This window comes from Prosthecobacter gellanilyticus, assembly GCF_007992435.1.
Taxonomy (GTDB): domain Bacteria; phylum Verrucomicrobiota; class Verrucomicrobiia; order Verrucomicrobiales; family Verrucomicrobiaceae; genus Prosthecobacter; species Prosthecobacter gellanilyticus.
In genome coordinates, this window is record NZ_BKAG01000057.1 from 1 (window position 1) to 20172 (window position 20172).

The window sequence follows — 20172 nt, forward strand, 5'->3', positions numbered from 1 at the left end:
TTCGCGACTTCGACGTCAAGCAATCACCCTTCCCAGCCACCGCCCATCGCCTTGTAAATGCGGACCCAGGCCGCGGCGGCACGCGCGCGACTGAGGACGACATCGTTCTGCACATTGATGGCCACGCGCTCGGCATCGAGCACGGCGAGGAAGTCGGCGATGCCGTCTTGATAACGCTGGCGGGCCAGCGTGGCGGCTTCGCGGGCACTGGAGGCAGAGGCCTCAAGGTGACGAAGGCGAACACGCTCGCGATCATAGGACGTGAGCGCATTCTCCGTCTCTTCGAGAGCCAGCAACACCGTCTGCTCGTAACGCGAAAGCGCGGCATCGGCACGATGACCGGCGGCTTTGATCTGCTGGCGCACGCGACCGAGATTCAGGAAGGCCCAAGTGATGCGCGGACCGAAGGTGAAGGCATCCGCACCGCTCTGGCCGAGGCTGGCGATGGTCTGGCCCTCCAGGTTGATGCGGCCATTGAAGGTCACACGTGGAAAGAGATCCGCGACAGCGATGCCGACACGATGAGTTTCAGCCGCGAGTGCATTCTCCGCCGCGCGGATGTCCGGACGACGGCGGAGCAGATCCGCAGGTGAGACGATGTTGATGCGTGAAGGCACCGAAGGCTGTCTCTTGCTCACACCGAGCTGGGGACGCAGATCAGACGGCTGACGTCCACACAGGACCGCGATGCGATGAATGGACCTCGCAACGTTCTCCTCATACGTCGGGATCTGCGCCTGCGTGGAGTTCCAGAGGGAATTCGCACGAGCCACATCGAGCTGCGTGCCTTTGCCCCCCTTGAGCGAGACTTCCGCGATGCGCATGGCCTCAGCCTGGTTGGTGGCGTTCTCACGAGCGACCGCGAGCTGCGCCTGCGCGCCACGAAGCTCGAGGTAGTTCAGCGCTACTTCAGACTGCAACGTGATGAGCAGGTCATTTAAATCAGCCTCGACCGCCGCCGAGGTGGCTTTGGCAGCCCTCACGGAACTGCGGACACGTCCAAAGATGTCGATCTCCCAGTCCGCATCAAAGCCGACTCGATACAACTCATTGTTACGCGCCTGACGCCCCGCCGGCGTGGTGAGACCGTTGCGGGTCTGCGAGTAAGTGTTCCCGACCGTGACAGTGGGCGCGTAGTTGAAGACCGCTTCACGCCACAGCGCGCGGGCTTCGAACAGACGCGACTGTGCTGCCGCGATGTCCTTATTCTGCGCACTCGCCTGCGCGATCAGATCATTCAGCGTGCTGTCATTCAGCTTGCGCCACCAGGCGGCATCCACGGCATCACCTCTGGCCGCACCGGCGCGCGAGGCGAAGTCGGCCGGCATGTCGGGCTGAGGTTTTTTGAATTTCGGCCCGACCGTGCAACTGGTGGCGGAAGCTGCGCACAGGATGAGCAGGAAAGGTTTAGTGAGCTGCATGGGGAGCGGGAGTGGTGGAAGCAGAGGCGAGACGACGTTCACGGCGTTCCACAAGGGCGCGCAGGATGACGTAGAACACAGGAGTAAAGAGCAAACCAAAGATGGTGACACCAATCATGCCGAAGAACACCGCCGTGCCAAGCGCCTGACGCATTTCAGCGCCCGCACCGGTGGCCAGCACCAGTGGCAGCACGCCGAGGATGAAGGCAAAGCTGGTCATCAAGATCGGGCGCAGACGCAGGCGGCAAGCCTCGACAGCGGCCTGTGCACGATCCATGCCCTCATCCTGGAGCTGCTTGGCGAACTCGACAATGAGGATGGCGTTCTTCGCCGCGAGACCCACCAGCACCACCAGACCGATCTGAGTGAAGATGTTGTTATCCAGCCCGCGCAGCCACACACCGCCGATGGCGGAGAGGAGACACATGGGCACGATCAGGATGATGGCCATGGGCATGCTCCAGCTTTCATACTGGGCGGAGAGCACCAGGAAGACGAAGACCACGCACAGCGGGAAGATGTAGATCAGCGTGTTCCCTGCCAGGATCTGCTGGTAGGTCAGGTCCGTCCACTCGATGGCGAAGCCGCTCGGCAGATGATCCTTGGCGAGACGCTCGATCTTCTCGATCATCTGACTGGAGCTGACACCTGGGGCGGTATTGCCATTGATGTCGGCGGAGTAATAGAGGTTATACCGCTGCACACGGTCGGCACCACCCGTCTTCACGACCTTCACCAGAGCGCCCAGAGGCACCATCTCGCCACTGTGATTGCGGATCTTGATGCGGGCCACATCGGTGGGGTCTTTGCGGAACAGCGGATCTGCCTGCGCGGTGACCTGATAGGTGCGGCCGAACAAGTTGAAGTCGTTCACATACACGGAGCCGAGATACACCTGCAGCGCCTCATTCAGATCTGCCAGGGACACCCCCATGGTCTTGGCCTGGGCACGATTGATCTCCAGCTTGAACTGCGGTGTGCGGGCGCGGAAACCCGTGACGAGCGAGTTCAGCCCAGGCTCATTTTGCGCAGCGGCGAGGAGCTTCTGCGTGGCACCTTCCAGCGCCTCCAGACCTGCGTTGTTGAGGTCCTGCACCTGGATTTTGAAACCACCGGCATTCCCCAGACCACGCAGCGGCGGTGGTGGCAGCACCAGCACGCGCCCATCCTGGATGGAGGCAAACTTCTGCCGGATGGTCGCCAGCAAACGATCACCTTTCAGTTCAGGTGTGGTGCGCTTGTCGAAGGGATCAAACACAAGGAAGGCCGCGCCGACGTTCGGCTGGTTGGCCTGCAACACGGAGGAGTAGCCGGAGATCGCGAAGGTGTGGGCAATGCCGGGGATCTTCAGCGCCATGGCCTCCATCTTCTGAACGACCGCATCCGTGCGCGCAAAGGCGGAAGCATCCGGAAGCTGCACAAGCACGATGCAGTAACCCATGTCCTGGGATGGGATGTAACCACCAGGCACCGTATTGAAGACCTTCTGCGTGAGGAAGAGCAGTCCCACGTAACCGATGACCACGATCACCGCGAGGCGGATCAGCCGGCGCACCAGGCCCGCATAGAGATTGGAACCGAACTGGAAGACTTTGTTAAAGATACGGAAGAACCAGCCAAAGAGCAGGTTAATGCTCTTCGTGAGCAGATCCGCCTTTGCCCCATGAGGCTGCAGCAAAAGAGCACACAAGGCCGGGCTGAGCGTGAGCGAGTTGAAGGCCGAGATGACGGTGGAAACAGCGATGGTGAGCGCGAACTGCCTGTAAAATTGCCCGGTGATGCCGCTGATGAAAGCAGTGGGAACGAACACCGCGCAGAGCACAAGCGCCACGGCGATGACCGCGCCGCTCACCTCCTTCATGGCCTGGATGGCCGCCTCACGCGGAGCCAGCCCCTTGGCGATGTTTCGCTCGACGTTCTCCACCACCACGATGGCGTCATCGACAACAATTCCGATGGCGAGCACGAGGCCGAAGAGGCTCAGGTTGTTCAGCGAGAAGCCGAAGACCTGCATGACCGCCAGGGTGCCGATCAATGACACCGGCACGGCAAGCAGCGGAATGACGGACGCGCGCCAGGACTGCAGGAAAAGCACGACCACAAACACGACCAGCAGCACCGCCTCAACGAGTGTGTGCAGCACCGACTCGATCGAAGCGCGAACGAACTGCGTGGTGTCGTAGTTGATCGCGTAGTCGATCCCTGGCGGGAAGCGCAGCTTCAACTCCGCGAGCCGTGCATAAACGGCATCCGCCGTATGAATGGCATTGGTGCCCGGAAGCTGGAACACACGGAGGGACACCGCGTTGTAGCCGTCCATGTAAGTCTTGCTGGAGTAGTCACGCGAGCCGAGCTCGATGCGTGCGACATCACGCAGACGCACGACATCTCCCTGCGCGCCAGTCTTGAGCACGATGTCACCAAACTCCTCAGCCTTTTTCAGACGGCCGGGAGCCGTGAGGGTATACTGGAACTGCAGCCCCTCCGCAGCGGGTGGCTGGCCGAGAGCACCGGCAGCGACCTGCACGTTTTGCTCGCGGATCGCCCGAACGACATCTCCGGCTGTAAGGCCGAGTCCGGCGGCTTTTTCAGGATCAAGCCACACGCGCATGGAGTAGTCCAGACCACCGAGAGCGGAAGCCTCGGCAACACCAGGCAGACGGGCGAGCTCGTTCTGAATCTGCAGCGTCACATAGTTGCTGAGATACGAGACATCACGCGAACCATCAGGGCTGAAGAACTGCGCGGCCAGCGTGAGGTCAGGCGAGCGTTTGTTCACCACCACACCGAGACGGCGCACCTCCTCAGGCAGACGCGCCACGGCAGCGTTCACGCGGTTTTGCACCAGCACCTGCGCCTTGTCGAGATCCGTGCCGAGACGGAAGGTGATGGTGATCTGCACCTTGCCATCACTGGTGGAGGATGATGACACATAGAGCATGTCCTCCACACCATTGATCTCCTGCTCCAGCGGCGTGGAGACGGTCTCAGCCAATGTGCGCGCATCCGCACCAGGATAAGTGGCCGCAACCACCACCGTGGGAGGAATGACCTCCGGATACTGCGCCACCGGCAGACTGAAGTAGGACAAGGCGCCCAGCATCGTGATGACGATGCTCAGCACCGCCGCGAAGATCGGGCGGTCCACGAAAACACGGGCGAAATTCATGGCTTCTTGTCCGGGGTGGAATTCGCAGCCGGGGCTGACGGAGCAGACGGCGTCATCTCTGCCAGGGTGGGCTTCACTTTCGCGCTGTTACGCACGCTCATGAGACCGAGAATAACAACGCGTTCATCCGCCTTCAATCCCTCACGCACCACACGCAGCCCATCCACCAGCGGACCGAGCTTCACCGGACGATAGGAGGCCTTGTCCTCCGCATCGATCACCCACACGTAGCTGCTGCCCTGGTCATCGCCGACGGCAGAGTCACGAATGAGGAGACCATCATATTCACCACTGCCTGGAATGCGCACCTTCGCAAAGAAGCCGGGTGACATCAGGCGGTCGGCATTCGGGAACACACCACGCGCACGGATGGTGCCGGTGGCAGGATTGATCTGGTTGTCCACGAAGTCGATCTCACCCACATGCGGCCAGCCGTCTTCATTGATCAGAGACATCTCCGCCGCGATGGTGCCGAAGAGGGCGCTCTTGCGCTCGCCCGTCTTGTGCATCACGCGATACTTCAGCACGTTCCGTTCATCGGCTTCAAACTCGAGGTAGATGGGATCGATGGCCACAACGTTGGTTAGCAGGGTGGCGATACCGGCTCCACCCGTGACAAGGTTCCCCTCCGTGACTCGGGCATCACTCACACGACCGCTGATGGGGGAGCGAATCTCAGTGAATTCGAGTTCCAGCTTTGCCGCAGTGACATTGGCTTCGGCGGCACGCACGGCAGCCAGCTCTCCAGCCGCGCTTTTCAGACGACGCTCGGATTCTTCCGAGGAGATCACCTGCCCGGCACGGAGTTTCGTGGCGTTTTGCGCCTCCACCTGGGCGAGATCGGCTTCCGTTTTCGCCTGGGCAAGCACAGCTTCGGCGCGCTGCGCAGCAGCCTCATAGGGACGCGGATCGATCGTAAAAAGCGGGTCGCCCGCCTTCACCTCCGCGCCTTCCTTGAAATGAACTTTGGTGATATAGCCGGACACACGGGCCCGGATTTCGACCTTGTCACGAGCGGTCAAACGGCCCGTGTATTCATCCCAATCGGTCAGGCGACGAGCCACAGGCTTGGCCACAGTCACCTCAGGAACAATGGCTTGCGGAGGCCCACCAGCAGTAGAGGCTTCCTTTTTACATGCCGGCAAAGCGAGGGCGATCAGCGCCCCCACGAGAAGTGGCTGACATAAAAGATGGGGGGAGGAGAGAGAGAATGACTGGGGTGTCATGGGATACGATTACGAACGTGGATGCATCTTAAATAGCGCATATACGACATATCGCTTATACAGTATTTGAATGACCAACCTGAATGACCTCCAGCAGATCCGCGAGTTTGTGCAGATCGCCGACTCCGGCGGGATCTCGGCGGCGGCGAAGATTTTAGGCATGTCCCAGCCCACGCTGAGCCGGCATCTGGCGGCCCTGGAAACCCAGATTGGCTCGCCGCTGATCCGGCGTGATACGCACACGATGAGCCTCACGGAAGCCGGGCGCATCCTGCTTTCGGATGCGCGGGAACTGCTGACTCTGGCTGATCGCATGGGCAGCCGGCTGCGGGCAGAAAGAGGCTCTCTGCGCGGGCACTTGCGCATCGTTTCCACGGTGGATGTGGGCCAGTGGATCATCTCGCGCGTGATTTCCCGCTTTCAGCGCATGCATCCACATGTGACCACGGAACTGCACCTGCTGAACCGCGCCACGAAATTTGTGAAGGAAGGTTTCGACTGCGGGATCACGGTCGGCGTGCCTTCGGACCGGCGGGTCGCCGTGAAGAAAATCGCGGAGCTGCATCGCCGCATCGTCGCGGCTCCATCTCTTTTAAAGGACCATTCGGTGCCCCAGCACCCGCAGGATCTGAACCACCTGCCCTGGCTGGGCATCCTGCAGCCGCATTTCTATTCCCGTGACCGCCTGGAGCTCTGGCAGGGCAAGAAGGTCGTGCGGCTCAAACTGCCGCCGGTGATGCTGCTGGATACCGTCACGGCTCTGCGGGAAGCCACGATCGAGGGCGCAGGGTTCACGACACTGCCCGAGTGGATGGCGGCGCGGGACATCTCCGCAGGTCGGCTGGTGGAGCTGTTGCCAGACTGGCAAATGCATCCCATCGACCTCCAGCTCGCCCATGCCTCTCATGAGCAGCTGCCCCAGCGGGTGAAGAGCCTGCTGGAGTTCCTGGAAAGCGAAGTCCCGGCTGAAATCCATCGGCTGGACCTGAATGAGAGGTGAGAAATGGCCTCTTTCCTGCCCTGAAGCGACACCAATTGACCCTTGCGGGGAAGCCCCACTTGCAGGACTTTGCCAGTCCCTCTCTCCTCCATCTCCATGCTCAAAAAGAACTGGTATCTCTTCACCCCCCTGCTGCTCATCGGCATGCCTGCCGTGATCCTGGCATATTACATCCTGGCCTTCGGTTATCCCGTGAACGAGGCCGTGGAGGCCACCAGCCACTTCCTGCAGTCGAACACGCGCTACGCGATGAAGTATTCGGACAACCACTTTGCTCGCGTGAAGCCGGGCATGACCGGCAAGGAGGTCTTTGACTGGCTCGGCGTTCCGTTTGAGCGTCGTGACAACGACACCGAGTGGCTCTTCTCCCTGCCCCAGGGTTCCACGAAGTATTATCATGAGCGCAAGGTCATCCTGGCCAAGGACAAGGGTGGCATCCCCCGCGTGAAAGAGGTGGTGCGCGCTTTCCACGCAGATTGATCGATCGAGACAACATCTGTGAGCACAAATCCCCCATCACAAGCCCTGCCTTCCCTCCTCGGCACCAAGCCTGAGGAGGTGGCTGCGGTCGTGACCAGCCTCGGCGAGCCAGCCTTCCGCGCGAAGCAGATCGTCGAGTGGACCTTCAAGAAACGTGCGACGGGCATCGAGGCCATGTCCAGTCTGTCCAAACCTTTGCGTCAGGCTTTGGCGGAGAAGTTTGTGACGCGCAGCATGACCCTTTCGAATGTGGCTGGGTCAGAGGACACCACGCGGAAGATCCTGCTGAAACTGCATGACGGCCGCTATGTGGAGACCGTGCTCATCCCAGCAAGCCCTGCGCTCTATAGCGAGCGCTCGGACCGCCTAACACTTTGTGTGTCCAGCCAGGTCGGCTGCGCCTATGACTGCAAATTTTGCGCCAGCGGTCTCGCCGGCTTTACGCGCAACTTGACCGCTGGAGAGATTGTGGAGCAGATCGTGCAGGCAGAGGCCTATGCCGCCGACCGCGTGGACAATCTGGTCTTCATGGGCATGGGCGAGCCGCTGGCGAATTTCTCCAACCTCGTGAAGGCCATCGAGATCCTGAACGCGGAGTGGGGCATCGGCATTGGTGCGCGGCACATGACGGTGAGCACCAGCGGCCTGGCCCCGCAGATCAAGAAGCTGGCGGATGTGCCCCTGCAAATCCGTTTGGCCATTTCCCTGCATGGCGCGAGTGACGAGGTGCGCAGTCAGATCATGCCGGTGAACAAAAAGCACAACATTGCCGAGCTTTTTGAGGCGCTGCAATACTGGCGCACGAAGCACAAGCAGCGCATCACCCTGGAATACATCCTCATCGAAGGTGTGAACGACATGCTGGAGCAGGCCCGCCTGCTGGCCAAGCGTGCCCGGTCCATCGATGCACGCGTGAACCTGATCCCTTATAACACGGTGGAAGGACTGCCCTGGGTTCGTCCCTCTGAAGCACAGTGCATTGCTTTCCGCGATACACTCGCCGCTGGCGGTGTGACAGCTACACTACGTCTCGAGAAAGGTCACGACATCGCCGCTGCTTGCGGACAGCTTCGTCTGAAGCAGGAGACCGAGGAAGGCATCATCGAGTCACCGATTCCCGAGAAGCGAATTACCATCGGGGCTGGTGCTGCATGAGCTTTGGTAGAAAGATCGAGGGTAGAAAAATTTAAATCTTTCTACCCTTCATTTTTCTACCAACCAAAGCCTCAAGCACACTTCGCAGCAGCGCTGGTTTCCATGGCTTCCCAGACGGCGTTGACGACACGCATGTAGCAGACGCCTTCGGTGAAGTCGGGCTTGGGACGAGGTGCAGAGGTATCACGGATGGCTTGGATGAAGTCGCGCTCGACAGTCCAATCACGCTGCATCTCGGAAGGCACGGGCACGAGCTCGGCCTTGGCGCCGGGTTTGCCGAGTGTGATCTCATCGGTCACGAAGTCATAACTGAGCGTGCCCGCGCTGCCGAAGATCCACAGCTTGTCCGTGGGGCCATGGGAGGCTACGCCGCTGAACATGAGGGTGGCTTCGACACCACTACGGAAACGGGCCATGACATTCACAAAGTCGGGTGTTTCGACACTGCAATCTCCACGTTGAGGAATGACGACATTGCCACGCGCTTCCACCTCGACGATGTGGCCGAGCCAGCGCTGGATGACCTCGATGTAGATGCCAAGCGTGAGGATCTGGATACCACTGATCTCCATCTTCTGCCGCCAATGCGCAGGCTGTGATGCATCGAGCCATCCACTGCCGAAGCTATGCAGCATGGCATGAAAGGGCGTGCCGATGGCACCTTCCTCGAGGAGCATCTTCATCATCTCACCATTCTTCATGCCCTGCGGTGCGGGGCAGATGCCGGTGACGAGCTCGGGGTAACGCTGTGAGGCTTCCCACATCCGCTCTGCCTGCTCCAGCGTGGCTGCCATGCGGGCCTGGGTGAAGACATGCTTGCCGCAGTCGAGCCCGAAACAGGTGGCATCATGATGCATATACGGATGCGCGCCCACCCAGACGATGTCCACGTTGTCATTGTCCACCACATCCTCCCAGCGGGCGATGGGACGCGCCTCGGGAGCAAATTCGCGGCAGAAGGCCTCGGAACTAGCGAGGGATGAGTTCGCCACGGCTGTGATCTGAATGCCAGGAAGCGCAAGCAGTCCGGGGAGGTGGCGCTGCTTCACGATGCCACCTGCGCCCACAATGCCGATGCGGAGAGGAGTGATGTCGGAGTTCATGCCCTTCCTTTGGCACAAAAGCTGGCGGGGCGGAAGCAGGAGTTCATTGCCTGCCACACGGCTCCGCCCCTCATCAACCGGCTTTCACAGACGAATGAGGCGTTTTCATGTGCAAGCGGGGATTCAACCGTGGAGTATCATGGACTCCTCGTTCTCTTCACCGTGAAGCTCCTCCACATCTACATCTCACCTGAGCACAACTACTTCGGTCATCATGGCAAGCCTCCTGGCGAGGCTCCGATGATCGAGGTGGATGAGGTGGAGTGCGTGGCAGAGAAAGGGCTGGTTGGAGACCGTTTCTTTGGTTGGAAAGAGGACTACAAGGGCCAGGTCACCTTCTTTGCGCATGAGGTCTATGAGCGTCTTTGCGAGCAGTTTCAGATCATGGGCGTGCCGCCATCGATCTTCCGGCGGAACATCATCACGAAGGGCGTGGATCTGAACACGCTGATCGGCCAGGAGTTTGAGGTGCAGGGGGTGCGCTTTCTCGGTATGTGCGAGTGCTCCCCCTGCTACTGGATGGATCAGGCCTTCGCTGAAGGTGCCGAGGCAGCGATGAAAAATAACGGCGGTCTTCGGGCGAAGGTGCTGAGCACCGGTGCGCTGAGCAAAGAAAGCTAGAGCGTCACAGGCACTCGCCGGGCAACTCCTAACCTTATGCTCGCTTTCACCTTATCACCCTGGATCCTTGTTCAATTTTGGGGTCTTGTTCTGCTTCCAGTTTTGCCCGGCCTCATCGTCTGCATCATCGCGCTGACGAAAGCCAGGCGAGGCCGAGCAGGAGTGCGCAAGACCTTCGGTATCGGCCTCGCGCTGCTGCTGATCGGCATCATCCTGGCCACCTGGCTGTTTCAGAACGCGTGATTACGCCTGATCAGCCAGCACATCCTTGCTCACGCGATACGAGTCCAGATCCAGCTTGGCCTTCATGGCCGCGTAATGGCTGGCGATGCGGCTGCGGGTCAGCTTACCGAAGTAGCTCATCATGCGGGTGAGCTTGTCGACTTCCGTCGAGATCATCGAGGCATCGGTGATCTTCGTTTCGGCATAACCAATAGCACAGGACCAGACGAAGAGCTCCGAGCCAATATCCACAAGGTGGCCGAGCAGGACCTGGCGCTTCTCCAATGAAGGACCATTCGCGGCCATCTCATGGAACAAGGTGCGGGCAAGCCTGCGGCTTTCCACAGCGATGGTGTTCAACTCCTCACGCAGAGCGGGATGCAGCTTGTCAGCGGCATCGCCAGCGCCAAAAGGCAGCCACATGCGTGGATACCATTTCGCGTAGCTCCAACCGGCACGCAGAGCGGCCTTCGCGCGTTGCTTCATGGGCAGTGTGCTGTTCACCACTTCCGCACCGATCTTCAGATGCGGCTCAAGGGCTTCACGAGCGATGAAGAGGCGCATGATCTCACTGCTGCCTTCAAAGATGGTGTTGATGCGGCAGTCACGCATGAGGCGCTCCACCGGTTCAGGCTCCTCACCACGAGCGCGCAGTGAATCAGCGGTCTCATAACCACGTCCACCACGGATCTGCATGGTTTCATCGACAATCTGCCAGGCATGCTCGCTGCCCCAGAGTTTGGCGATCGCGGCTTCGAGACGAACATCGGCATGCTTGTCTTTGTCCACCAAGGCCGAGACATAACGAACAGTGGCTTCCATGGCGAAAGCATCGGCGCTCATGCGAGCCAGCTTGTCCGCGATGGCGGCATGCTTGCCGATGGGCTGGCCCCACTGCACACGACGAGCTGCCCAGCGTTTGGAGATATCCACGCAACGTTTTGCGAGGCCCACACAAGCAGCGGGCAGCGTGATGCGGCCCGTGTTCAGCGTGGTCAGAGCCACTTTGAGCCCCTTCCCTTCACCGCCGAGGATGTTCTCACGGGGCACGCGGACGTTTTCAAAATGCACCACGCCATTGTAGAGAGCGCGCAGGCCCATGAAGCGGCAGCGGCAGATGATCTCAACACCTGGGGACTTAGCCTCGACAATGAAGGCCGTGGTCGCATGCGGCTTCTCTTTCGTGGGAGTGCGGGCCATGACCACGATGAGTCCCGCCTTGAGGCTGTTTGTGCACCAGACCTTCTCACCATTGATGATGAAGTGATCCGGGCCATCAGGCACCGCCATGGTGGTCATCTTGGCAGGGTCACTGCCGACATCGGCTTCCGTCAAAGCGAAGGCACTGATCTCTCCTTTCGCCACACGTGGCAGGAACTTGGCCTTCTGCTCCTCCGTGCCGAAAAGGATGAGCGGCTGTGGCACGCCGATGGATTGATGTGCGGAAAGCAGAGCCGCGAGATTGCCGCACACGCCACCGAGCAGCATGGCGCCGCGAGAATAGTTGGTTTGCGAAAGCCCCAAGCCACCATACTTGATAGGAATCTTGATGCCGAAGGCTCCGAGGGCGGCGAGCTCGTTCAGCAGGACATCTGGGATCTCACCGGTGCGGTCGATGGCATCAGGATCCGCATGAGCATCCAGCACCGCGCGAAGACGAGTGAGGAAGGCATCGCCCTGGTCCTTGTCCACATCCGACTGTTTTGGAAAAGGCACATGGCGGGCGAAGTCGGCATCGCCAAAGAAGATTCCGGCGGCGAGGCCGGTGTTGCTACGTTCATCACGTGCTGCTTCAGCCATTTCGAGAGCCGCCCTCTGGCCCTCGCTCATCTTCGAGGTATCGATCATCGTGACCGGGAGATCGGGAGTGGTGGATGTTTTCATGGGAGTTTAGTTGATGCATGATTGGTTAGGAACTTTGGCCGAAACGTTCAATAACTCCGACTGACTAATGCATGCTCGGACTCAGCAGCGGACGGAGGACCGGGAACCCAGTCCCCAAGGTCATGGCGAGTTCGATGTCCTCGTTGCTGCGGGCGATGCCTTCCTCCGAAATGCGACGGGCCTCCTCGCCAATCAGACCCCCGAGACGTTCGCGCACGCGCTCCATCAGATGATGATCAGCTTCCGAGAACGAGGTGTGATGCGAATGCTTGTCCGGATAGGTGTAGAAGCCCTCACCAGTCTTCTTGCCCAGCTTGCCCTGGCTGATCATGTCATGGATCATACTCGTTTTGGCAAAACGGCCTGGGAAAGCTTCATCAAGCGTGCGGCCCACATGAGCGGCGACATCGAGACCGATCTCGTCCAGCAGGCGCATGGGTCCCATGGGCATGCCATAGTCGAGCATGGCTTCATCAATGAGTTCAGCAGGCACACCGCTCTCATGCAGATGCACTGCCTCCATCAGGTAGGGCACCAGGATGCGGTTGACGATGAAGCCGGGGCTGTCACTGACCACCACGGGCACCTTGCCGAGGCGCTGCACAAAGCTCACCATAGTGGCGATCACGTCATCCGAGGTATGCGGAGTGGTGATGATCTCGACCAACGGCATTCGATGCACCGGATTGAAGAAATGCAGGCCGATGACACGTTCCGGATGCGGCACAGTCTCCGCCAGTTCTCTCACCGAGAGGGCCGAGGTGTTCGTGGCCAGGATAGTGTCGTTGCTGGCGCGGGCGGCGAGGTCCGCGAAGATCTTCTTCTTCACGCCCATGCTCTCCGTGGCAGCTTCAATGACCAGTTGCTGATGATTCAGCGGCACGCGCTCATGCTCGGGGATGATACGGTCCATGGTGTCTCGCAGGTTCTGCTTCGTGATGGCGCGGCGTTTGAGGCCTTCATCCAACAGACCTTTGATGCGCTCGATGCCTTTGCCGAGCGACTCGGTGCTGATGTCCTGCATCAAGACCTTGTTACCCCGCGTGGCGATCCAGTGCGCGATGCCTGAACCCATGACACCGGCGCCAATGACCGTCACATCGTGCACGGTCAGCGCGACTCCGGTCGGCCAGGGTTTCTTGGAGGCATCCTCCTTGCGGAAGAAGAAATCGATCAAGCGCTCCGTCTCCGGCGTCAGCGCCAGATCAAGGATGGCATGCTTCTCGAGTTCCATGGCCTTCGCCATCGAGGTGAAAGGCGCGCGCCTGACGACTTCCAGCGCGCGGAATGGAGCCGCATAGAGGCCGCGCATCTTGTGATGCAAGACCGACCTGGCCTTGCTGGCAATGAAAGGAGCGAACAGGCGATCACGGAAGCGTGCGACCGGCATTTCATGCTCGACCTCACTCATCATCTTCTTGGCGACCGTCTCCAGATGCTCACGAGGAGCCACAGCACTCACCAAGCCGACCCGCTTGGCCTCACTAGGCTTCAGTAGTTTGCCGGTCAGGATGAGATCCAGAGCCTTGGGAAGCCCGAGCAGCTTCGGCAGACGTGTGCTGCCACCCCAGGCAGGGATCAGGCCGATCTGCGTTTCTGGAAGGCCGAGGCGTGTGTAATCACTATCGCTGGCAATGCGGGCATCGCAGGCCAGCGTGAGTTCCAATCCACCGCCGACGCAGGCTCCGTGGATCAGGGCGATCTTCGGCATCTTCATGGAGGCCAGACGATTGAAGGTAGCCTGACCGAGGTCGATCAGTTCCTCCAGCTTGCGAGCGGCCGAGCTGCGCAGAGTTTTCAAATCCGCGCCGGCAATGAACACCTTGTCCTTCGCACTGCGGATGAAGAGACCTTTCACACTGCTGTCATGCACCACATGATCCAGGCAGTGGTTGAACTCCCGCAGCGTGGTGGTGTTCCAGACATTCGCCGAGCTTCCGGCCATGTCGAAAGTGATCCAGGCCCAGTGGTCGGCATCCACCTCCAGGCGGAAGTGCTTCAGCGGAGCATCAGAGTGCTCCGACTCCGGATGGATAACCAACGATTCGAGAAGGTGAGTTTTCATGATGAGCGAATGTGTTGAGATTCAGACCCTTTCGAGGATGGCCGCGCCACCCTGACCGCCGCCGATGCACAGGCTGACGAGCGCACGCTGGGCCTTGCTTTCGCGAAGCTGGTCTAGTGCGGTGAGGACGAGCCTGGCTCCCGTGGCTCCCACGGGATGACCGAGGGCGATGGACCCGCCGCGCGGGTTGAGTTTAGCCTCAGGGAGGTCGCCAAGAGGCTCCTCCAATCCGGCACGGCGGGCGCTGGCTGGGTTTTTCAAACATTGCCGCACCGCCAGCACTTGTGCAGCAAAGGCTTCGTTGATCTCGACGACATCTATGTCGTCGAGCGTCAGTCCGGCGCGATGCAAGACAGCATCCATGGCGCGCACCGGGCCAAGGCCCATGCGGCGCGGATCGCAACCGGTGTAAGTGTATTCGACCATCTTGCCGATGGGTTCCCAGCCGTGATGGTTCACAGCCTCCTCGCTGGCCACCAGAAGTGACACAGCGCCATCGGTGATCTGGCTGGAGTTGCCGGCAGTCACAGTGCCGTTCTCACGGGCAAACATGGGCTTGAGCTTGCCCAGCTTTTCCATGCTGGAGTCCGGGCGGATGCCATTGTCCGCCAGCACGGGCTGCACGCCCTTGCCGACTATGTACATAGGCGTGACCTCGCGCTGAAGGGCAGCGGCAGCCGCGGCAGCTTTGCGATGACTGCTCAAAGCGAACTCGTCCTGCTCCTCGCGGCTGATGCAGAACTCGCGGGCAAGCAGCTCTGCTGTCTCGCCCATGTTCATCTCCACCACCGGATCTGTGAGACCAAGCTTCAGACCAATCACCGGCGAGAAGTCGGCGGAGCGGAAGGCCGTCATGGCCCCAAACCTCTCGGAGAAGCCCTTCGCCTTGCCGAGATTGGTAAATTTATCCACCGCGCGGCGTGAGAAGTAGAGCGGCATCTGGCTCATGCTCTCCGTGCCACCGACGACGAAGACCTCCCCCTGCCCTGCGCACATCTTGGCATGCGCGGTGGTGAGAGCCTCGAGACCCGACGCGCAGTTACGATGCACCGTCATGGCCGGACGAGACTCCGGGAGACCGGCACGCAGGCCGATGACGCGGGCGATGTTCTGCGCATTCGCGGGCTGGCCCACGCAGCCAAAGATCACCTCGTCCACCACATGCGGGTCGATGCCGCTACGCACCAGCAGAGAGGAAACAGCCGATTTACCAAGATCCACAGCATCCAGAGATGCCAGTGAAGATCCAGCACGTGCAAACGGAGTGCGCGCAGCAGCGATGATGAAAAGAGGTTTCATGGCAGGTCGCTTAGTTGGATGTTTTTAATATACGGGCCGCGTCCTTCGGGCGGCTGTCCAGGATCTTGGCTTCTTTCAAAAGGCGTCCTACGCCCAGGCGATCCCGAAGTTCAGCCACATCGTGGAACTGGATCTCGTTTGGCCGGATCTCGGTGACCTCGGCGAAGCGACGGCCCAGGCGATGTTCGAGCTCGCCCGTGTTCATGCCATCTTCCGGAGCCACGTGGAGGAGGAGCTCATCCACCTCATGCGGATCGTCATGCAGCTTGCGCAGTTCCACCTGCCAGGCAGCCACGCCCTTCATGTCATCCAGCAAATGTTCGAGGATGTTAAAGTTCACCAGCGTGCCTTTGATCTTGTCAAACTGCAGCTCGCGCACTTCGCTGACGCGACTGATGGGGCCGAGCAGACGGCCACACATGCGACCGCAATGCGGGCACTGAGCCCAGCTCAGGCCACCCTCGGCAATATCACCCGTGCGATAGCGAATGACGACCGTGCCGCGTGCATCCAGCGGCGTGAAGACGATCTCGCCCGCATGACCTTCCGGCACGGGCAGACCCGTTGTGGGATCCACCAGTTCCACCAGACCGAGATCTGGACTGAGATGGAAACCGCTGGCTCCTACTTCCAGACTGGTGGGGCATTCCGGGAAGGCCATCTTGGCTTCCGTAAAACCGTAGGTGCTGATGATCTTCACATCGTCAGCGCCGAGTTCCGTGGCGAGCGCGTGCAGACGGGCACGCATGCCCTCCGCCACTTTCTCGCCACCGAGCACGATGCGCTTCATGTTAGGCCAGTGCTTGCCCGTTTCCACCGCCTCACGCAGCAGATGGTAAAAGAAGGTCGGCATGGCAATGATCACCTCAGGCCGCACCTTTTCGATCATGTTCATGTTCCCCTCGGTGCCGAGCACCTTGCCGCCGCCTGTGCTGACCATGAAGGTGCCGAAACCGAGACCGGCATGATGCGCCTGCCAGAAGGCCAGATGCGGCGCATAGGGGAAGGCGTTCACATGCTTCCATTCACGCTGGGAAGCACCAACCTCCATGAGGCGACGGCCCGTGACGTCCAGATTCGCGAGATCATGCTTGGTGAAAGCAAAGGGCACGGGATCTGAGGAACGCCCCGTGGTGCTAGTCATCATCACGGGACGGAATTCGCGCTCGATCTGCTCCTTGGCATAAGCAGAGCCGTGCGAGATGGCATTCCAGATGACTCCCCATTCGCGCTTCAGCGCCTTTTCATTGGGGATCAGCACAAATCCGCGCTGCTCCTCCTTGGACACGGTGAGGTCCTTCTTGGAGCTAAAAGGCACCCGGGCCCAGTCTTCATAAGTCTGGATGTCTTCCGGATGGATGTCATTCTCCGCGAACAAACGTTGATAGTGCGCGCTGAAGGGGAGCACACGATGACTCAGGTAGGTGCGGAGACGCTGAAGCTGCCAGTCATGCCAGACTTCAGGCCGCGAGGCATCCCATCTCGGTGGAGCAGAAAACAGTTTCATGGTTGGGGTTGGGTTGAGGTGATGTTCTTGAAAGCAAAGCACGAATGGCCGGGAGGGCTGCCTCCGCGGCATGGCGCCCGGTCTCGATGTAGCGGGCGTGGTTTTCGAAGTCGTTCCAGGAGCTGCCGCTATGGTAGGGATGGATCAGCACCTCGGCTTCACGTCCCTCTTTCTCACCAAGCCCGACCTGGGCACACATGAGGGCGCGGCGAAAGGTGTCGAGCACGTTGCCATCAGCCAGAAGGTTGATGGGACGCAGCAGTCGGGAAAGGAAACTCGGCTTCTTGGTCAGCGGAGCAAAGGAGGTGTCTCCACAAAGGGAGATGTCCTTGTGCGTGGGCATCACGTTCACCGCGATGACGGCATCGAGATTGAATTTCTGACGCAGCACGGTGACGGGCAGCGGGTCAGCGGCACCACCGTCGGTGAAGCGCTGATCACCCAGAGTCACCGGGATGCAGATGCCCGGGATGGCAGCACTGGCGTGGATGGCAGGCGCCACAGGGCCAGATTCGAAGACATAGGGCTGCATGGTGTCCAGGTCCGTGGCCACCACCAGCATGGGGATCTTCAATTGTTCAAAAGTTTGTTCGCCCAAGGTCCGCTCGAGGTGCTTGCGGATCTTGTTTCCCCGGATCAGACCAGCGGTGGGAGGGATCACAAAGTCCAGCAGACGCCTCAGCGCCTTCTTGTCCGTGATCTCCTTGGCGAGCCTTTCCAGCTCCGCTCCATCATAGCCGGCCGCATAGATGGCGCCGACATAGGCACCCATGCTGGCGCCAGCGATGGCGGTGATGGGGATGTTGTTCTCCTCCAAGACCTGGAGCACGCCGACGTGGGCAAGGCCACGGGCGCCTCCGCTTGAGAGAGCCAATCCGATTCGGGGGGGGGATGCCGGGGTGATCGAGGAATTCGATCCGTGCTCGGCAGCGTCGTTGGCTGAACGCAAAATTCCCGGCCCTGGCTTTTGGGTGGGATAGGTGTTTGTCATGGTGACCTCCTTGTTCTATTCGACGGAGGTCCCCCCTATGGATGTTCAATATGGAATGCTGATTTATGCGCGCAGAGTGGCACATTTCCAGACATCCAAAAGGGACGCCATAAACGTTCAATCTTTTGCAGGACGGTCATCCGCCGCCTCAATGACGCTAATGTTGGTTAGCGGTTGCTGGCGGAGCGGATAAACTTGGAAAGATCGTCCTTCTGCTTTTTGAGGTCCGGCAGATTCAGGTACATCATGTGGCCGGCGGTATAATCCGAATGGGTGATGTTCTTGAGAAGATCCGGGTGCACGCGCAGGTGGTTGAAGGTGTAGCGGCTGGCGAAATACGGCGTGGCCATGTCAAAGTAGCCATTGGAGACATGCACTTTGAGGAAGGGATTGGCCGTCATACTTTCGGACAGCACTTCAGACACATCCGCGAACTGGTTTTCCGCATCCCAGTTCCATTTACCCACGCTGGCGAGGATGTGATAGGGGCGGTCGTCTTCAAAGCTTAGTTCATTGCGCACATAGTGATAAAAGGTGGAGGCATAGGCGCTGAACACCGCATCCGCGCTCGGATCACTCTCCGCGCTCTCGCTGAGCGGATCGCGGACATAGTTGGTGTAGCGGCTGTCGAAGCGACCGGTGACGAGGCGCTTGTCACGCAACAGCTCGGCATTGAAGCGGTGCAGCGGCACGCGGAGGTTCGAGCCATCCACAAAGGCTTCCGAGAGTCCGGTGAGTTGCGCCATGCGCTTCACGATCTTTGTGCGCTCCGCAGCCGGCAGTCCGGCACCCATGAGCAGGGCACGGTTGTAGTCCCCGGAGGCGAAGGCCTCGGATTCAGCGAGCACTTCCGTGAGCGGCTTTTTCAGCAGCTCCGGAGACAGCTTCTTGTGATACCAGGCCGCCGCTGTGAAGCTGGGAAGGTAAAGTAGGTTAGGCAGGTCATTGCCCTCACCACCCCAGATGGTCTGAAAGTTCAGCACGGTGGAGACGAGCATGATGCCGTTCAGATTGAGACGATGAGAGCGCATCAACTCGCCGCTCAAGGCAGCGGCGCGTGTGGTGCCGTAGCTTTCGCCGATGAGGAACTTCGGTGAAGGCCAGCGCGAGTGCTTGCTAATATAGAGACGGATGAACTCGCCGATGCTCTTCGCGTCCTCGTTCAAGCCATAGAAGTTCTTGGCATCTTCCGGCTTGGCTGCGCGACTGTAGCCCGTGCCCACAGGATCAATGAAGACGAGGTCGGTTTCGTCGAGAAGGCTGAACTCATTCTCCACAAGCTGATAAGGCGGCGGCAGCGCGAAGCCATCATCACGCAGCTTCACGCGCTTCGGTCCCAGCAGACCCATGTGCATCCAGACGGAAGAAGAACCCGGACCACCATTGAAGGAGAAGGTCAGAGGACGAGCCGCCGCATCCGAGGCGCCCTTTTTCGTGTAGGAGATGTAGAAGATGTCCGCCGTGGTCTTGCCCGTGGCATCCTTGAGCGCCAGCGTGCCAGCCGTGGCCGTGTAGTCGATCTTCTGGCCGCCGATGGTGACACTGTGTTCCGTGGAGGACTTCTTGTCTGCCTTGTCTGCCTTATCATCTTCCTTCTTCTCTTTGTCCTCCTTCTTGTCTTCGGCTGGAGGTGGCTGCTTGGCCGGTTCCTGGGCTTGAACAGCGAGGGTGGTGAATGCGGAAAGGGCGCACAGAAGCAGTGGTCGGAGCGGGGTCATGGTGGTTAGGATAGCGATACGTAAAATAAAGACATCTTTTCCCTTGCACAATCTCTGCTTTATAGCAATCTCCGCGCCCGCTCAACAGAGCATGACCCCTTCGTCTAGCGGTTAGGACACATCCCTTTCACGGATGCGACACGAGTTCGATTCTCGTAGGGGTCGCCACTCTCCTCAGGAGAGTGTGAGGACTGGAAGCAAAGCTTCCCAAGTCTTGGCAACATGCAGGACCCGCAGTCTTCTCATCTCAAGAGAACCCGGCACATGCTCGACAAGGTACTCATGCGCTTTAGCGCGTGAGGTGTCGTCGT

General features: G+C 59.8%; 15 protein-coding genes and 1 tRNA gene. 6 read left to right on the plus strand and 10 right to left on the minus strand.

The features are described from left to right. Nucleotides 1-23: 23 nt before the first annotated feature. The 3 genes from BGE01nite_RS24860 to BGE01nite_RS24870 are packed head-to-tail and all read right to left on the minus strand — an operon-like array spanning nt 24 to nt 5666. A complete protein-coding gene (locus BGE01nite_RS24860; protein WP_146854854.1) occupies nt 24-1421 on the minus strand; it encodes an efflux transporter outer membrane subunit in 1398 nt (465 codons plus the stop codon). After that, nucleotides 1408-4590: an efflux RND transporter permease subunit gene (locus tag BGE01nite_RS24865; protein WP_146854856.1), complete on the minus strand. Its 3183-nt coding sequence runs from the start codon at nt 4588-4590 to the stop codon at nt 1408-1410. The genes BGE01nite_RS24860 and BGE01nite_RS24865 overlap by 14 nt, the downstream gene beginning before the upstream one ends. Then, the gene (locus BGE01nite_RS24870) at nt 4587-5666 is read right to left on the minus strand and encodes an efflux RND transporter periplasmic adaptor subunit (protein ID WP_218033094.1); all 1080 of its coding nucleotides are present in this window, start codon (nt 5664-5666) and stop codon (nt 4587-4589) included. The genes BGE01nite_RS24865 and BGE01nite_RS24870 overlap by 4 nt, the downstream gene beginning before the upstream one ends. Nucleotides 5667-5886: 220 nt before the next feature. Here BGE01nite_RS24870 and BGE01nite_RS24875 point away from each other — a divergent pair, with 220 nt between their 5' ends. The 3 genes from BGE01nite_RS24875 (at nt 5887) to rlmN (ending at nt 8451) form a co-directional block, all read left to right on the plus strand. Then, the gene (locus BGE01nite_RS24875) at nt 5887-6816 is read left to right on the plus strand and encodes a LysR family transcriptional regulator (protein ID WP_146854860.1); all 930 of its coding nucleotides are present in this window, start codon (nt 5887-5889) and stop codon (nt 6814-6816) included. Between the two features lie 69 nt (nt 6817-6885). Further along, on the plus strand, nt 6886-7296 hold the full coding sequence (locus tag BGE01nite_RS24880) for a hypothetical protein (RefSeq protein ID WP_170267042.1): 411 nt from the start codon (nt 6886-6888) through the stop codon (nt 7294-7296). Between the two features lie 18 nt (nt 7297-7314). Then, entirely contained in the window at nt 7315-8451 is a 1137-nt protein-coding gene (rlmN, locus tag BGE01nite_RS24885; RefSeq protein ID WP_146854864.1) for a dual-specificity RNA methyltransferase RlmN, read from the plus strand. A 71-nt stretch (nt 8452-8522) separates the two neighbouring features. Here the strand turns inward: rlmN and BGE01nite_RS24890 are convergent, their stop codons facing one another. Beyond that, nucleotides 8523-9554, minus strand: a complete 1032-nt coding sequence (locus BGE01nite_RS24890; RefSeq protein WP_146854866.1) for a Gfo/Idh/MocA family protein — start codon at nt 9552-9554, stop codon at nt 8523-8525. 9 nt (nt 9555-9563) lie between these two features. Here BGE01nite_RS24890 and BGE01nite_RS24895 point away from each other — a divergent pair, with 9 nt between their 5' ends. Both BGE01nite_RS24895 and BGE01nite_RS29145 read left to right on the plus strand, forming a co-directional pair. Next, nucleotides 9564-10175 (plus strand): MOSC domain-containing protein, encoded by a 612-nt coding sequence (locus BGE01nite_RS24895; protein ID WP_246145796.1) that lies wholly within the window; start codon nt 9564-9566, stop codon nt 10173-10175. Between the two features lie 102 nt (nt 10176-10277). Beyond that, complete coding sequence (locus BGE01nite_RS29145; RefSeq protein ID WP_218033095.1) at nt 10278-10418, plus strand: hypothetical protein; 141 nt, start codon at nt 10278-10280, stop codon at nt 10416-10418. On the opposite strand, the gene BGE01nite_RS24900 is transcribed toward BGE01nite_RS29145, so the two are convergent. The 6 genes from BGE01nite_RS24900 to BGE01nite_RS24925 all read right to left on the minus strand — a co-directional run bounded on the left by BGE01nite_RS24900 (nt 10419) and on the right by BGE01nite_RS24925 (nt 19861). Continuing rightward, nucleotides 10419-12281, minus strand: a complete 1863-nt coding sequence (locus BGE01nite_RS24900) for an acyl-CoA dehydrogenase family protein (RefSeq protein ID WP_146854870.1) — start codon at nt 12279-12281, stop codon at nt 10419-10421. A 64-nt stretch (nt 12282-12345) separates the two neighbouring features. After that, a complete protein-coding gene (locus tag BGE01nite_RS24905) occupies nt 12346-14346 on the minus strand; it encodes a 3-hydroxyacyl-CoA dehydrogenase NAD-binding domain-containing protein (RefSeq protein WP_146854872.1) in 2001 nt (666 codons plus the stop codon). A gap of 21 nt (nt 14347-14367) precedes the next feature. Then, complete coding sequence (locus BGE01nite_RS24910) at nt 14368-15645, minus strand: thiolase family protein (RefSeq protein ID WP_146854874.1); 1278 nt, start codon at nt 15643-15645, stop codon at nt 14368-14370. A 10-nt stretch (nt 15646-15655) separates the two neighbouring features. After that, nucleotides 15656-17152 (minus strand): phenylacetate--CoA ligase family protein, encoded by a 1497-nt coding sequence (locus tag BGE01nite_RS24915; RefSeq protein WP_146854875.1) that lies wholly within the window; start codon nt 17150-17152, stop codon nt 15656-15658. Then, nucleotides 17106-18143 carry a patatin-like phospholipase family protein gene (locus BGE01nite_RS24920; protein ID WP_146854877.1) on the minus strand — a complete coding sequence of 346 codons (1038 nt, stop codon included), beginning with the start codon at nt 18141-18143 and terminating at the stop codon, nt 17106-17108. The genes BGE01nite_RS24915 and BGE01nite_RS24920 overlap by 47 nt, the downstream gene beginning before the upstream one ends. A gap of 167 nt (nt 18144-18310) precedes the next feature. Continuing rightward, nucleotides 18311-19861 carry a S10 family peptidase gene (locus BGE01nite_RS24925; RefSeq protein WP_146854879.1) on the minus strand — a complete coding sequence of 517 codons (1551 nt, stop codon included), beginning with the start codon at nt 19859-19861 and terminating at the stop codon, nt 18311-18313. A gap of 93 nt (nt 19862-19954) precedes the next feature. Here BGE01nite_RS24925 and BGE01nite_RS24930 point away from each other — a divergent pair. Further along, nucleotides 19955-20029: transfer RNA gene (locus BGE01nite_RS24930), tRNA-Glu, on the plus strand. Nucleotides 20030-20172 lie beyond the last annotated feature (143 nt).